Origin of the sequence: Cuneatibacter sp. NSJ-177, assembly GCF_022867805.1 — a bacterium.
GTDB lineage: Bacteria > Bacillota > Clostridia > Lachnospirales > Lachnospiraceae > Pseudolachnospira.
Genome location: NZ_JALIFO010000016.1, coordinates 35613 through 47341 on the forward strand (window position 1 = coordinate 35613; position 11729 = coordinate 47341).

Annotated in this window: 15 protein-coding genes and 5 tRNA genes; 3 read left to right on the plus strand and 17 right to left on the minus strand. The window is 48.8% G+C overall.

What is annotated here, in order from left to right; translation table 11 throughout:
- The first annotated feature begins 39 nt into the window (after nt 1-39).
- The 3 genes from MUB23_RS19070 to MUB23_RS19080 all read left to right on the plus strand — a co-directional run bounded on the left by MUB23_RS19070 (nt 40) and on the right by MUB23_RS19080 (nt 3256).
- Entirely contained in the window at nt 40-855 is an 816-nt protein-coding gene (locus MUB23_RS19070; protein WP_244802345.1) for a zinc ribbon domain-containing protein, read from the plus strand.
- Nucleotides 856-1086: 231 nt separating this feature from the next.
- Nucleotides 1087-1875 (plus strand): DUF3800 domain-containing protein, encoded by a 789-nt coding sequence (locus tag MUB23_RS19075; RefSeq protein ID WP_244802346.1) that lies wholly within the window; start codon nt 1087-1089, stop codon nt 1873-1875.
- 262 nt (nt 1876-2137) lie between these two features.
- Nucleotides 2138-3256: a tyrosine-type recombinase/integrase gene (locus tag MUB23_RS19080; RefSeq protein WP_244802347.1), complete on the plus strand. Its 1119-nt coding sequence runs from the start codon at nt 2138-2140 to the stop codon at nt 3254-3256.
- 48 nt (nt 3257-3304) lie between these two features.
- Here the strand turns inward: MUB23_RS19080 and MUB23_RS19085 are convergent.
- From MUB23_RS19085 to MUB23_RS19165, 17 genes are all read right to left on the minus strand, one after another.
- Nucleotides 3305-3377: transfer RNA gene (locus MUB23_RS19085), tRNA-Lys, on the minus strand.
- A 17-nt stretch (nt 3378-3394) separates the two neighbouring features.
- A tRNA-Gln gene (locus MUB23_RS19090) sits at nt 3395-3466 on the minus strand.
- A 3-nt stretch (nt 3467-3469) separates the two neighbouring features.
- Nucleotides 3470-3545, minus strand: a tRNA-His gene (locus MUB23_RS19095).
- Between the two features lie 48 nt (nt 3546-3593).
- Nucleotides 3594-3664, minus strand: a tRNA-Gly gene (locus MUB23_RS19100).
- A gap of 11 nt (nt 3665-3675) precedes the next feature.
- A tRNA-Pro gene (locus tag MUB23_RS19105) sits at nt 3676-3750 on the minus strand.
- Nucleotides 3751-3819: 69 nt separating this feature from the next.
- Nucleotides 3820-4305 carry a YfcE family phosphodiesterase gene (locus MUB23_RS19110; protein ID WP_244802348.1) on the minus strand — a complete coding sequence of 162 codons (486 nt, stop codon included), beginning with the start codon at nt 4303-4305 and terminating at the stop codon, nt 3820-3822.
- A complete protein-coding gene (locus MUB23_RS19115; protein ID WP_244802349.1) occupies nt 4302-4913 on the minus strand; it encodes an XTP/dITP diphosphatase in 612 nt (203 codons plus the stop codon). Before MUB23_RS19115 ends, MUB23_RS19110 begins: the two co-directional genes overlap by 4 nt.
- Entirely contained in the window at nt 4903-6054 is a 1152-nt protein-coding gene (locus MUB23_RS19120) for a THUMP domain-containing class I SAM-dependent RNA methyltransferase (RefSeq protein ID WP_280515884.1), read from the minus strand. The genes MUB23_RS19115 and MUB23_RS19120 overlap by 11 nt, the downstream gene beginning before the upstream one ends.
- An 84-nt stretch (nt 6055-6138) precedes the next feature.
- Nucleotides 6139-6426 carry a rhodanese-like domain-containing protein gene (locus tag MUB23_RS19125; RefSeq protein ID WP_244802351.1) on the minus strand — a complete coding sequence of 96 codons (288 nt, stop codon included), beginning with the start codon at nt 6424-6426 and terminating at the stop codon, nt 6139-6141.
- Nucleotides 6427-6501: 75 nt separating this feature from the next.
- Complete coding sequence (locus MUB23_RS19130) at nt 6502-6981, minus strand: YbhB/YbcL family Raf kinase inhibitor-like protein (protein ID WP_244802352.1); 480 nt, start codon at nt 6979-6981, stop codon at nt 6502-6504.
- Between the two features lie 25 nt (nt 6982-7006).
- A complete protein-coding gene (locus MUB23_RS19135) occupies nt 7007-7573 on the minus strand; it encodes a flavodoxin family protein (RefSeq protein WP_244802353.1) in 567 nt (188 codons plus the stop codon).
- 2 nt (nt 7574-7575) lie between these two features.
- Nucleotides 7576-8211, minus strand: coding sequence for a TetR/AcrR family transcriptional regulator (locus tag MUB23_RS19140; protein WP_244802354.1), 636 nt, complete (start codon nt 8209-8211; stop codon nt 7576-7578).
- 279 nt (nt 8212-8490) lie between these two features.
- Nucleotides 8491-8793: a hypothetical protein gene (locus MUB23_RS19145; RefSeq protein WP_244802355.1), complete on the minus strand. Its 303-nt coding sequence runs from the start codon at nt 8791-8793 to the stop codon at nt 8491-8493.
- A 76-nt stretch (nt 8794-8869) separates the two neighbouring features.
- Nucleotides 8870-9322, minus strand: a complete 453-nt coding sequence (locus tag MUB23_RS19150; protein ID WP_244802356.1) for a DUF1700 domain-containing protein — start codon at nt 9320-9322, stop codon at nt 8870-8872.
- A 3-nt stretch (nt 9323-9325) separates the two neighbouring features.
- Nucleotides 9326-9760: a D-aminoacyl-tRNA deacylase gene (gene dtd / locus MUB23_RS19155; RefSeq protein ID WP_244802357.1), complete on the minus strand. Its 435-nt coding sequence runs from the start codon at nt 9758-9760 to the stop codon at nt 9326-9328.
- 9 nt (nt 9761-9769) lie between these two features.
- Nucleotides 9770-11422 carry a 2-isopropylmalate synthase gene (gene leuA, locus MUB23_RS19160; protein WP_244802358.1) on the minus strand — a complete coding sequence of 551 codons (1653 nt, stop codon included), beginning with the start codon at nt 11420-11422 and terminating at the stop codon, nt 9770-9772.
- A complete protein-coding gene (locus MUB23_RS19165; protein ID WP_244802359.1) occupies nt 11416-11691 on the minus strand; it encodes an HPr family phosphocarrier protein in 276 nt (91 codons plus the stop codon). Before MUB23_RS19165 ends, leuA begins: the two co-directional genes overlap by 7 nt.
- Nucleotides 11692-11729 lie beyond the last annotated feature (38 nt).

The following is an 11729-nucleotide window of genomic DNA, read 5'->3' on the forward strand; positions in this document are numbered from 1 at the left end:
CAAACGATGCTGACACGTTAAAAACCGGGGAGGTGCAAAATGGCTTTAATACAGTGTCCAGAATGTAAGGAAGAAATTTCCGACCATGCGAAAAAGTGTCCACATTGTGGATATCCAATAAAGAAAACATCCCGGAATCTGGCTATTTTCATTTTTTCCGGCATTTTAATTGCATCCTGTACCGTTGTATGGCTCGCAACTAATCTAATTTCTTCCGGCAATGAAACCCAAATTGCAGAAGCTACAAATCCACCTGATACAACCACAAATGCCCCTGAAACACAAATAACAGTACCTGCCTCAACAATCGCCGAAATGACAGAAATTCTTACAAACGAAGAAACGAAAGAAAAAGAGCTAAAAATTGAACCTTCCCCCGATAGCGGAACCATTCTTCAAGGCTATCAACTTGTTACACGCTCTGATCATTTTGGGAATCCTCTTACTGTGGAATCTAATAGGAGCGATTCCAATGACTATTACATAAAATTAATTGGCGATTTCGAAGGAAAATCTCTCTTTGAGTATGCGAAGATGGATTTATTGGGTGAAAATTATATAGAACCTAGTTTTGATAAAAATTACACATCTAAGTGGTTCCCATATACTTTAGGATTTTTTCTCCGCGCAGGCGAAGAAACAACTGTATATGTGCCTGATGGAAACTATACTATTCACTATGCCGTTGGCCAGAATTGGTATGGAAAAAATGACTTGTTTGGAGAAAGTACCCAATTTTATAAACTTGATCAGATTATCGCCTGCGATGGTTTCGGCGATTCCCAATATACACTAACATTCCATACAGAAGATGGAGATATCGCTAGCGAAAAAATTAGCGCAGAAGATTTTTAAGATTTGCAGCAACATGAAAAATCCCAGCCATATTACTCTGGATGAAGCAATCTATAGCGGAAGAGGGCCTTGCTCTAAATGTTATTGACAATAAAAACCAGCCCCTGCACCAACAGAAATGGTAAGATACTTGTTCATCGTTAAAAAAGGAGGCGCGCCATGAAAATCAACGCCATTAAAAATATATCCTTTGCGCTAGCGCAAGGTTAACAGTTACGAAAGGGAAAAGCTATGGAAACTCAAATTGTATATTGTGATGAAACCGGAGATGATGGATTAAATACCAGTTCCAGTGAATCATTCATTCTTACCAGTATATATATGCCAAGTAACTCGTGGCAAGATAATTATAATACTATCAAAGCATTTCGCTCCGAACTAAAAAAGGAATATGGATTTCACACCAGCCAAGAAATGCACACAAAGTATTTCCTAACCGACAAATATCCGTATCGAACCTACCAGTGGACACAGACTCAAAAAATAGAAATACTGAAAAAATTCACTCTCATGATTGCTTCACTACGGCTCTCTGTAATCAATGTAATTATTGATAAAACACTAATCAACACAGACAGTTACCATGTACTAGAAAATGCCTTGACTTACAATATACAAAGAATAGAGAATGATAGCAGAGGAGACTGGAATTTCCTTCTTATTACGGACAAAGGACGTATATCCCCTATGAGAAAAACCGCTAGGGCAATAAGAGCCTATAATCCAATTCAGTCGCAATTTGGAGGATATTTCAATAAGCCCATTAAAAATATGATTGAAGATGTCTTGGAAAAGGATTCCAAAGAATCCCATTTTATCCAGATTTGTGATTTTATATCTTACTTTGTACACCTCTACTATTTAACACGATATAAAAAGAGAGCACTTCCGAATAGAGTTGGAAAACTAATTGATAAAGAATTTGTTGGTGGTGTGATGGCAACCTTATCCACCAATGGAATTTTAAATGAAAAAGCAAGCCACGAAAAATATGGCCTGGTTATTTATCCCAAAAAATAAAAACACCACCTACGGCGTATTCACGCTTTCAGTGGTTCACATTTATTATTGCACACAATCTTTGCTTTGTCAAGAAGAACCGCCCAGTACCATACCAGCACCAGGCGGCGATACACAGCCCACCAAAGGATGGACAGTGACCTGAACATTCACAGTATACCATCCTTCGGCGGGCAGGGTCAAGTACCCTGTTATTTTTATACCCAAATTTACAGTTCCCACCATACAGGGTTCGTAAATCGAAACAAAGGAGGAAGATATTATGCCCAAAGCCAAAAAACTCCCATCCGGCTCCTGGCGAACACGAGTCTACAGCCACAGCATTCCTGCAGTCGACAATGCAGGAAAACCGGTCTACGATAAAAACGGGAAACAGAAAGAGAAGAAAATCTACGAATCCTTTACCGCCGGCACCAAAAAAGAATCCGAATTAGCTGCCGCTGAATTTGCCGCAGGATTAAGGGTTCAGGAAAGCGTCCCAGACATGACACTGCGCGAAGCGATCCACAAATACATCAACTCTTCCGATGCGGTTCTGTCTGAGACCACCATTGCCGGATACAAAAAGATTCAAGAGGTTGCCTTCCATGATATCATGGATGTCCCCCTTCGCAAATTAACCACCGCCACACTCGCAGAGGCCGTAAACGCCGAATCAAAACGTTTAAACGGGAAGTCCAAGAAAAACCCCAAGACCATCTCGCCAAAGACCGTATGCAACGAATACGGGCTCGTGACAGCCGTCTTGAACCGGTATCGTCCGAAATTAGATTGCACGGTCAAACTTCCCCAAAAGGAAGTGATTTATAAAGAAGTGCTCCCGCCGGAAATAATCATGGAGGTCGTCCAAGGAACGGAAATAGAATTGGCGGCTCTGCTGGCCATGTGGCTCTCTTTTTCTATGTCCGAGGTCCGCGGCCTGACAAAGTCAAAATCCATTGATGGAGATTATATTACAGTCAAAGAAGTCGTGGTTAATGCCGGATCAAAAATTGTCCGCAAATCCCAAGGCAAGGTTCCCACCAGGAACCGGCGCCACCGGATTCCTCCATATATCAAGCAGCTAATCGATCAGGTGGACGGCGATGTGCTTGTTCCTCTCAATAGCCGGCAAATCTATTACCGGTTTACCAAGCTTCTGAAAGATGCCGGCCTCCCGCACATGTCCTTCCATGATCTCCGCCACGTAAATGCGTCCGTCATGGCCCTGCTTCGAATTCCCGATAAATATGCGATGGAACGAGGCGGCTGGAAAACCGACAGCACTATGAAAAAGGTGTATACCCATACATTCAGCCCAGAGCGCCAAAAGGTTGATGAGGTAATCAATCAGTATTTTGAGGAAACTGTGTTGAAAGAAATTCAGAAAGATATGACATGAAATATGACACAAAATAAAATAACCCACGTTTTTACGTGGGTTATTCGATGAGCGATGGGGGATTCGAACCCCCGACAACTTGATTAAAAGTCAAGTGCTCTACCGACTGAGCTAATCGCCCCTGCTTCTACCGCCTAGCTGGGCTAGTTGGATTCGAACCAACGCATGCAGGAGTCAAAGTCCTGTGCCTTACCGCTTGGCGATAGCCCAAAAAGGTGGGGGGTGGGACTCGAACCCACGACCTCCAGAGCCACAATCTGGCGCGCTAACCAACTGTGCCACACCCACCATGTCAGGTCTATTGTCAGACTCAACAATCCCCTGCGGTGATGCAGGAAGCGGGTGATGGGAATCGAACCCACGTGTCCAGCTTGGAAGGCTGGTGTTCTACCATTGAACTACACCCGCGCAAACACGAATCGGGGTGACAGGATTCGAACCTGCGACCTCCTGGTCCCAAACCAGGCGCTCTAGCCAAACTGAGCCACACCCCGTCCGAGTACCATCCGTTCGTTACAGACGCAAGGGTTATTATATTATAAAAGTTTTCATCTGTCAAGCATTTAATCCAAAAAATTTATCGTAAAATGAATTTTTTCTTCCCGGTCAATTTCAAGAATTCCGAAGGATGGTTTCCTCCCCTGCTGACGCGGATAGGACAGGCTGCCGGGGTTCATCAAAGTCAAATTTCCCCAGCGATCAATGGCCGGACGGTGGGTATGTCCATAGAGCACCACCTGCGCGCCCCTTGCTTCCCCTTCGGATGCCAGGCGGCTGATCCCGGTGGAAACTCCGTACAAATGCCCATGGGTCATCAGCACGCGGTAATTGCCCAGCATGATCTCCTTTTCCTTGTCCTCATGGGAAAAGAAATCATTGTTTCCCGCGACAAAATCCACCGGAGTAGTGCCGGCCAGACTTCGGATAACTTCTTCTTCCCCTTCTGCGTCTCCCAGATGCAAAATCCGGTCCACCGGGCTGACCCGCTCCAGCACAGTCACAAAATGATTCAAATGCCGGTGTGTATCACTGACGAGTAATACCTTCATAGTCCTTGCCTCCCCAGCCAATCCTTGATCAATGGTTTCATTTTCCGCAGTGCATTTCCACGGTGGCTGACCGCATTCTTCTCCTCAGCGGAAAGTTCCGCCGTTGTCATGCCGCGCTCCGGCAAGTAAAAAATGGGATCATAGCCAAATCCGCCCTCGCCGCTGGGCGACTCTGCGATCACTCCCTCAATAATCCCCTCTGTCACGGCCTCGCTTCCATCGGGAAACACGGCAGCGATTGCGCAGCAAAACCGGGCGCTGCGGGCGCTCCCTTCGATCCCCTTCAGACGGTCGATAATAGACTTATTCTTTATCACATAAGAAGTGTCTTCCCCCATATAGCGCGCCGAGTAAACACCTGGCTCTCCGTTTAAATAATCCACCGCCAATCCGGAATCATCCGCCAAGACCAGAGCCCTCGTGGCTTTCTGGACCGCCCTGGCTTTGATCCGGGCGTTTTCCTCAAAAGTAGTCCCGTCTTCCACGATATCCATGGAAACGCCGGCTTCCTTCATGGATAAAATCTCCATGCCAAGATCCGAGAGAATTTCCCGGACCTCTCTCATCTTTCCCTCATTTCCGGTAGCGAAAATTATCTTATTCTCCATTTTTTCTCCTCGGCGGCTTCGGGCCCTGGAACTGGTAAAAATACGCCTTCATCATCCCGCTATAAATCTTTCGGTTTTTATCTGCTTTCCGGCCCATATATTTTTCCGCATCCTCAAACGATGTGATCATATAGGCGGACCAGGAATCCAGCGCCGCAAACCGCTCCCCAATTTCCCGGTACAGTTCCGGCAGCGCGGCTTTCTCCTCCAAACGCTCCCCGTAAGGCGGATTCATAAACAGAAAGCCGTATTTCTTCGGATGACTCAGGGCGCTGACCGGCCTCTGCTGGAAATGAATCAAATGATCCACACCAGCCTCTTTGGCATTTTCCCGCGCGGCTTTCACCACATCGCCGTCGATATCGTATCCCTGGATGTCGGTTCCTTCCGGCGTGATCACCAGGTCGGCCGCTTCATCGGCCGCTTCGTACCAAAGTTTGCGCGGCAGCAGGTTTTCCCAGCTTTCCGCCAGGAAACTCCGGTTCATGCCAGGCGCCATATGCGCCGCCATCATCGCCGCCTCTATCGGAAAAGTACCACTTCCGCAGAAAGGATCCACAAAAATCCGATCTCCCTTCCAGGGAGTCAACAAGATCAGGGCCGCTGCCAAAGTCTCCGTGATCGGGGCCTTGCTTACCAGTTTCCGATATCCCCGCTTGTGCAGAGAATCCCCGCTGGTATCGATCCCGATTGTCACTACGTCTCTCAGGAAAAACGCCCGGAGCGGATAGCTCGCCCCGGTTTCCGGGAACCAGGTCAGATGATACCGGCTTTTCAGGCGCTCCACCATTGCCTTTTTCATAATCGACTGGATGTCGGATGCGCTGAACAGGGTACTTTTGATCGAAGTCGCCTTGGCCACCCAGAATTTCCCGTCCGCGGGAATCCATTCTTCCCATGGCAAGGCTTTGGTCATTTCAAATAATTCCTCAAAAGTAACCGCCTTAAAAGATCCCACTTTCAGCAAAACCCTCTCGGCGGTCCGCAAAAACAGATTGGCCCGGCAGGCGGCCTCCGGTCCACCCCGGAATGTAACGCGGCCGTCCTCCACCTGAACAATCTCATATCCCAGATCCATGATTTCTTTTTTACATACGGCCTCCAGCCCAAAATGGCAGGGGGCAATCCATTCATATATCAAGCATGTTCTCCTCACCGCGAACCTTGTCCGCTATTTATTAATACTAAAACAGGAACCGGTTTCTGTCAACCGGTTCCCGCTGAATCAAAACTGTAAATACGAATAGCCTCCCACTACGGCAGCCGCCTGATATCCGAGCCGTTCCAGTTCGGCGGCCGCCCGCAGCGCTGTGCTCCCGTGCTCACAGAGTAAAATATACTCCGCATCCCGCGGAAGCCGCTGTTTCCAGGCCTCCATGTCCTCATAGGGGTAATTCTCCGCCCCCGGATAATGTCCGGCGGCGAAATCCTCCGGGTCACGCAAGTCCAGCAGCCGGCGGCGCCGGTGAAAGGTCATCCTCCGCAGATCACGAACGGATAACGTGTCAACCATGGGGACCTCCCAATCTTGCTATAAAATACTATATGAGCGCCGGATGCCTTTGTGCCTGACCCGCCGGATGCAATTCTACGGATGCTGTCTCTGATACTGCGCCGTCAAAGTGCCTTTCTGAATCACATGGTTCTCCATTGCTTTTCGCACCGCCTGTTTGCCCGAATTGGCATCTACCGACAGTATGACGTCTAGCACATAAACAGTAAAACAATACTTGTGATTCCAGTGAAAGGGAGGTTTCGGGCCGCGATAGCAATGCCTTCCATAGGCGATCCCCTGTTCCATGTGAATGGGCTGTTCAACCACCGCTCCTTTGGGAAGCGCTTCCGGAATGACCGGCACAGGCGGTAAATTCCAAGCAATCCAGTGATTAAAGCCGGGAAACAAGGGATGATCCATATCGTCCAGGGTAATTACCATGGAAACGGCGTTTTCATCGATTCCTTCTATTCTCAATTCGGGGGAGATGTCATCCCCATATCCACTGTAACGGTCGGGAATCCAGCCGCCCTCCTTAAAATCTTTGCCCGTAACAAACAAATCTGCCGCCAATTTTATCTCCTCTCTTTTTTCCTTCCTAACGCCACAGGCGTTGTATTTTTCTCGCCACCTTGGGAGGCAGTTCAGAGCCTTTTGCGCTTGGAAATGTCACCGCCCCCATGCGCCTCATACCGGAAGTTTTGAAAAATTCGTTCATTGCGCGCAGCGCGCCCTTACTCTGCCCGCAAAGCCAAGAAAAAGGGAATGGGGTGTGACAGGCCGTTAAAAGCAGATACTCCTGTTTGGAGGAAAGACGTGCGCGTGGAAACGTGGCCGTTTCCTCCATAGCCGTTCCCAGCAGACGGTCAAACATATTTTTCACAACAGCCGGGACATTGGCCCAATAGGTAGGCGCCGCCAAAACCACACGGTCACAGCTTTTCAGAAGGCCCGCGATTTCCTGAATGTCATCGTCTATGACACATTTACCTGTCCGGATGCAGGTCCGGCAGCCTTTACAAAATGCAATCTGTTTTTGGTTGAGGACAAGGATGGAAGTTTCCCATCCGTCCGCTTCGGCGGATTTCAGCACGCATTGTAACATCGAGGCAGTTGCACCATTTTCATGGGAGCTTCCCAGTATGGCAAGCAGCTTTTTCTTCATTCCTACTCCTCCTCTGCGATTAGCTTATAAAACAGATCAACCCCATACCGGGTAAATTGCTGCTTTGAGAGGTTCATTGCTTTTTTCAGATAGATTCGCTTATTTTCGGCCATTTGGATTACGCCTGCCAGCGCAGCCCAGAACAGGAAGGCGGTTTGTTCGACCGGGATATCCGGCTTAAAATCTCCATTACAGATACCAGTGCGGAGAAATGTTCCGATCTCTGCATTGATCTGTTCCCCTACTTCATAAATCTCTTTCTCAACCGGCAAATAGTCCTCCCTTTCAAAGTCTACATTGATTTCCCCCAATGCCAAATGAAAATAAAGCGGATACTGCTCCTGATAGTTGATCAAGGCCAGACAGATCCGGTTGTATTTTTCCTTCGATGATCCGGAACCAGCCACCGCTTCCTGAAGAAAAGAGAGGAGGGTCTTCATGCTTTTCAGCACAAGAAATCCTATGATATCCTCCTTATTGGCAAAGTAAACGTACAGCGTAGCCTTGCTGTAACCCGCCGCATCTGCAATATGGTTCATCGATGTCGATTCTATCCCGTGGCAAAAAAAGAGACGCTCCGCTGCCGATGCGATCTTTTCCCGGTGAACCTGTCCCGGCTCTTTGATTCTCCGCCCCATAAAGCCTCCTCGCAATAATTAAACCGTCGGTTCAATTACTGGAATTATATCATACATCCTCTGATAATGCAAGCTCAAACCGGCAGCAAGATTCCAAAAGAACCGGACAGCGGGCCAATCTGCCAAACCGATACATTATCTTTTTTACTTCACAAATCAAAAACCCGGAAGAAAAGCAACATACTTTTCCACCGGGTTTTTGCGCATTCTCCAGCAGCTTCTATTCTGTGATCTGTTCTAAGCCGCCGTCATTTGGAAAACGCCCTTTTGTAAAGTGATTTAGAAATCGAACTCGTTGCGGCTGCGGTTCTGCTCGTTGCGGTTGGAGCTTCTGTTCTCGCTGTTCTGAGAACGGTTTTGGCTGCGATTCTGCTCGTTACGGTTGGAGCTACGGTTCTCGCTGTTCTGAGAACGGTTTTCGCTGCGGTTCTGCTCATTGCGGTTGTCGCAGTTCTGAGAACGGTTCTGCTCATTGCGGTTAGAGCTTCTGTTTTCGCTGCGGTTGTCACAGTTCTGAGAACGATTCTGCTCGTTGCGGTTCTGGCTTCTATTCTCGGATTTGTTTCTCTCTCTGTTATCCATTTTTCTACCTCCTGATATCCTTTATTGGGTTACGCTTTTATTATCCCAAGCGGAGGTAAAATTATTCACAGACGATTTATCTGCGGCTCAAAAAGAATCGAATTCCAAGGTAAATCAAAACAGCGGCCCAAAAGACCGGCGACAGCAGAATCCGGACGACCAAAGAAATCATTCCTGAGACTAAAATCACAATCAGAACAACAATCAATACCAAAATCAAGATCAATTTCCAGGAACTGACAGAAAAACTTTTTTTTGGCGCCCAAGAATCACCTGTATCTTGCCGGTAAGGGTTCTGCTCATAGGAATTTTCCTGCTGGCCCTCTCCCGCCTCCGCTGCATTGATGATGGTCCTCGCAATCAGACGCGGATCTCCCAGGCCGTCCAGAACTTCTGCCTCTGAACGCCCCTTTGCCATCTCCTCCGAAATATAATCCCGGTAGTAGCGCAGATTCGAGGAGATTGTACCGGCAGGCACCTGGCCTTGCAGGCTGGCCCCTAAAGTATCGATGAATTCTTCTCTTGTCATAAATCACTCCAATAGAATGGTAAACGGTCCATCGTTGACGAGATCCACTTCCATATGAGCTCCAAATGCGCCGGTTTCCACCTTGGGGATATAGCTCCGGCAAACTTCCACAAAATACTCATATAGCGCCTCCGCCATCTCCGGTTTAGCCGCATGGACAAAGCTCGGCCGGTTTCCTTTCCGGCAATCGGCATACAGGGTAAATTGGGAAATAACAAGGAGCTCGCCTCCCACATCTTTCAGGGATAAGTTCGTCTTTCCTTCCTGGTCGGCAAAAATCCTGAGCCCCGCCAGCTTTTTGACAATGCGGTCCACATCCTCGCGGGTATCCTCCTCCCCGATCCCAAGCAGTACCAAAAAACCACCCTCGATCGAGCCGATCACCGCGTTTTCCACGCGAACTGCGGCATGGCTGACCCGCTGTACAACTGCCCTCATAATTCCTCCTTAGCCAAACAGCCGGTTCAGGGCGCTGAAAATTCCTCGGATCGACGCTCTGGTAATATTGGAGCTGATACCAACGCCATACGTGGTCCGTCCGGTGTCCAGATCCACCATATGAATATAGGCGGCCGCCTTGGACTTGGAGCCCTGCGTCAGGGCATGCTCGTCGTAATCCAAAACTTTTGCGCTCAGGTTCACCTGGGACAAGATTGCAGCCTTTACCGCGTCGATCGGGCCGTTACCGATACATTCCGCATCAAAAAGCTGGCCTACGTATTTAAAGATTACCCGCGCTCTGGTATCCTGATCCACATCCGATACTTCATAGCGCACCAGCTCGAAAGGCTCGGTCAGACCCAAGTATTCTTTTTCAAAATGCTGATAGATCTGCTCTGGGGTAACTTCTCCCTGTTTTTCAGCCAAAACCTGAATGACATCGGCAAACTCCCGGTGCATTCCCTTGGGCATCTTAAAGCCAAAGCAGGTCTCCATCACATAGGCTACGCCGCCCTTGCCGGACTGGCTGTTGATCCGGACGATCGGTTCGTAGACACGGCCCACATCTGTGGGATCGATGGGCAGGTAGGGGACTTCCCAGTACGGGTTCTGACGCTCAGCCATCGCTCTGGTCCCTTTATTGATAGCATCCTGATGAGACCCAGAAAATGCCGTAAACACCAGCTTGCCGGCATAGGGATGGCGCTCATGAACTTTCATCTTGCTGCAGCGCTCATATACATCAATGATTTCCTTGATATCTTCCAGATCCAGTTCCGGATTGATGCCCTGAGAGAACAAATTGTAGGCAACCGTCAGGATATCCACATTTCCCGTCCGCTCGCCGTTTCCAAACAGCGTGCCCTCCACACGGTCCGCTCCGGCCAGAAGAGCCAGCTCCGTGGCCGCAACACCGGTTCCTCTGTCATTATGAGGATGCACGCTTAATATAATTTTATCCCTGTCCTGCAAATGAGTGCTCATCCACTCAATCTGATCGGCATACACGTTCGGAGTGTTCATCTCCACTGTGGCCGGCAGGTTCAGGATAATCTTATTCCGCTCCGTGGGCTGCCATGCTTCCTGTACCGCCGTACAGACTTCCAGGGCATACGGTAGCTCCGTGCCGGTAAAGCTTTCCGGGGAATACTCCAGAATGATCTCTCCGGGGAAATCTTTCGCTCGCTCTTTAACCATCCTAGTGCCGTCCACAGCGATCTGCTTGATCTCTTCTTTGGATTTTTCAAACACCACATCCCGCTGCAAGGTGGAGGTGGAATTGTAAATATGTACAATGGCGCGTGGTACGCCGCGAAGCGCTTCAAAGGTGCGCTCGATCAAATGCTCCCGGCACTGGCAGAGCACCTGGACGGTCACGTCGTCCGGAATCATCTTCCGGTCCACCAACTGGCGCAGAAAATCGTATTCCAGCTGAGACGAAGACGGAAATCCCACTTCAATTTCCTTAAAGCCCAGCTTCACCAGAAGCCGGAACATCTCCACTTTCTCCGAAACCACCATAGGCTCGATCAGAGCCTGGTTTCCATCCCTCAGGTCCACGCTGCACCATACCGGCGCTTTCTCAATCTCTTTGTTCGGCCACTTCCGTTCCGGATAAGTTACAACCGGGACTCTCCGATATCTCTGATAATTCAACATAATCTCTCCTCTTCCAACCGATGATTAATTAAATCCGTCAATTCTTCCAAGGCCTGCTGTTCATCCGGTCCATCGCAGACCAATTCAATCTCTTCTCCCGACTTGACGCAGGCTCCCAGCACGCTGAGCACGCTCTTCGCGTTTGCCCTTGAGCGCTCCGTCACCAGTTCGATTTTACACTGGTATTGGGTGGCCTGCTTACACAAGGTGCCTGCAGGCCTGAGATGAAGGCCCATGGACGCCATCACTTTTACTTTTCCTGATACCATATCTTCTCCGCCGCGGCGGTTCCCCGCCGCATGCGTCC

Coding starts and splice junctions, on each gene's coding strand:
- MUB23_RS19145 (WP_244802355.1), bottom strand. CDS start 8,793: ATGGATAACAGAGAGAGAAACAAATCCGAGAATAGAAGCCAGAACCGC.
- MUB23_RS19110 (WP_244802348.1), bottom strand. CDS start 4,305: ATGAAGGTATTACTCGTCAGTGATACACACCGGCATTTGAATCATTTT.
- MUB23_RS19125 (WP_244802351.1), bottom strand. CDS start 6,426: ATGGTTGACACGTTATCCGTTCGTGATCTGCGGAGGATGACCTTTCAC.
- MUB23_RS19080 (WP_244802347.1), top strand. CDS start 2,138: ATGCCCAAAGCCAAAAAACTCCCATCCGGCTCCTGGCGAACACGAGTC.
- MUB23_RS19150 (WP_244802356.1), bottom strand. CDS start 9,322: ATGACAAGAGAAGAATTCATCGATACTTTAGGGGCCAGCCTGCAAGGC.
- MUB23_RS19115 (WP_244802349.1), bottom strand. CDS start 4,913: ATGGAGAATAAGATAATTTTCGCTACCGGAAATGAGGGAAAGATGAGA.
- MUB23_RS19135 (WP_244802353.1), bottom strand. CDS start 7,573: ATGAAGAAAAAGCTGCTTGCCATACTGGGAAGCTCCCATGAAAATGGT.
- MUB23_RS19075 (WP_244802346.1), top strand. CDS start 1,087: ATGGAAACTCAAATTGTATATTGTGATGAAACCGGAGATGATGGATTA.
- MUB23_RS19070 (WP_244802345.1), top strand. CDS start 40: ATGGCTTTAATACAGTGTCCAGAATGTAAGGAAGAAATTTCCGACCAT.
- MUB23_RS19165 (WP_244802359.1), bottom strand. CDS start 11,691: ATGGTATCAGGAAAAGTAAAAGTGATGGCGTCCATGGGCCTTCATCTC.
- leuA (WP_244802358.1), bottom strand. CDS start 11,422: ATGTTGAATTATCAGAGATATCGGAGAGTCCCGGTTGTAACTTATCCG.
- MUB23_RS19140 (WP_244802354.1), bottom strand. CDS start 8,211: ATGGGGCGGAGAATCAAAGAGCCGGGACAGGTTCACCGGGAAAAGATC.
- dtd (WP_244802357.1), bottom strand. CDS start 9,760: ATGAGGGCAGTTGTACAGCGGGTCAGCCATGCCGCAGTTCGCGTGGAA.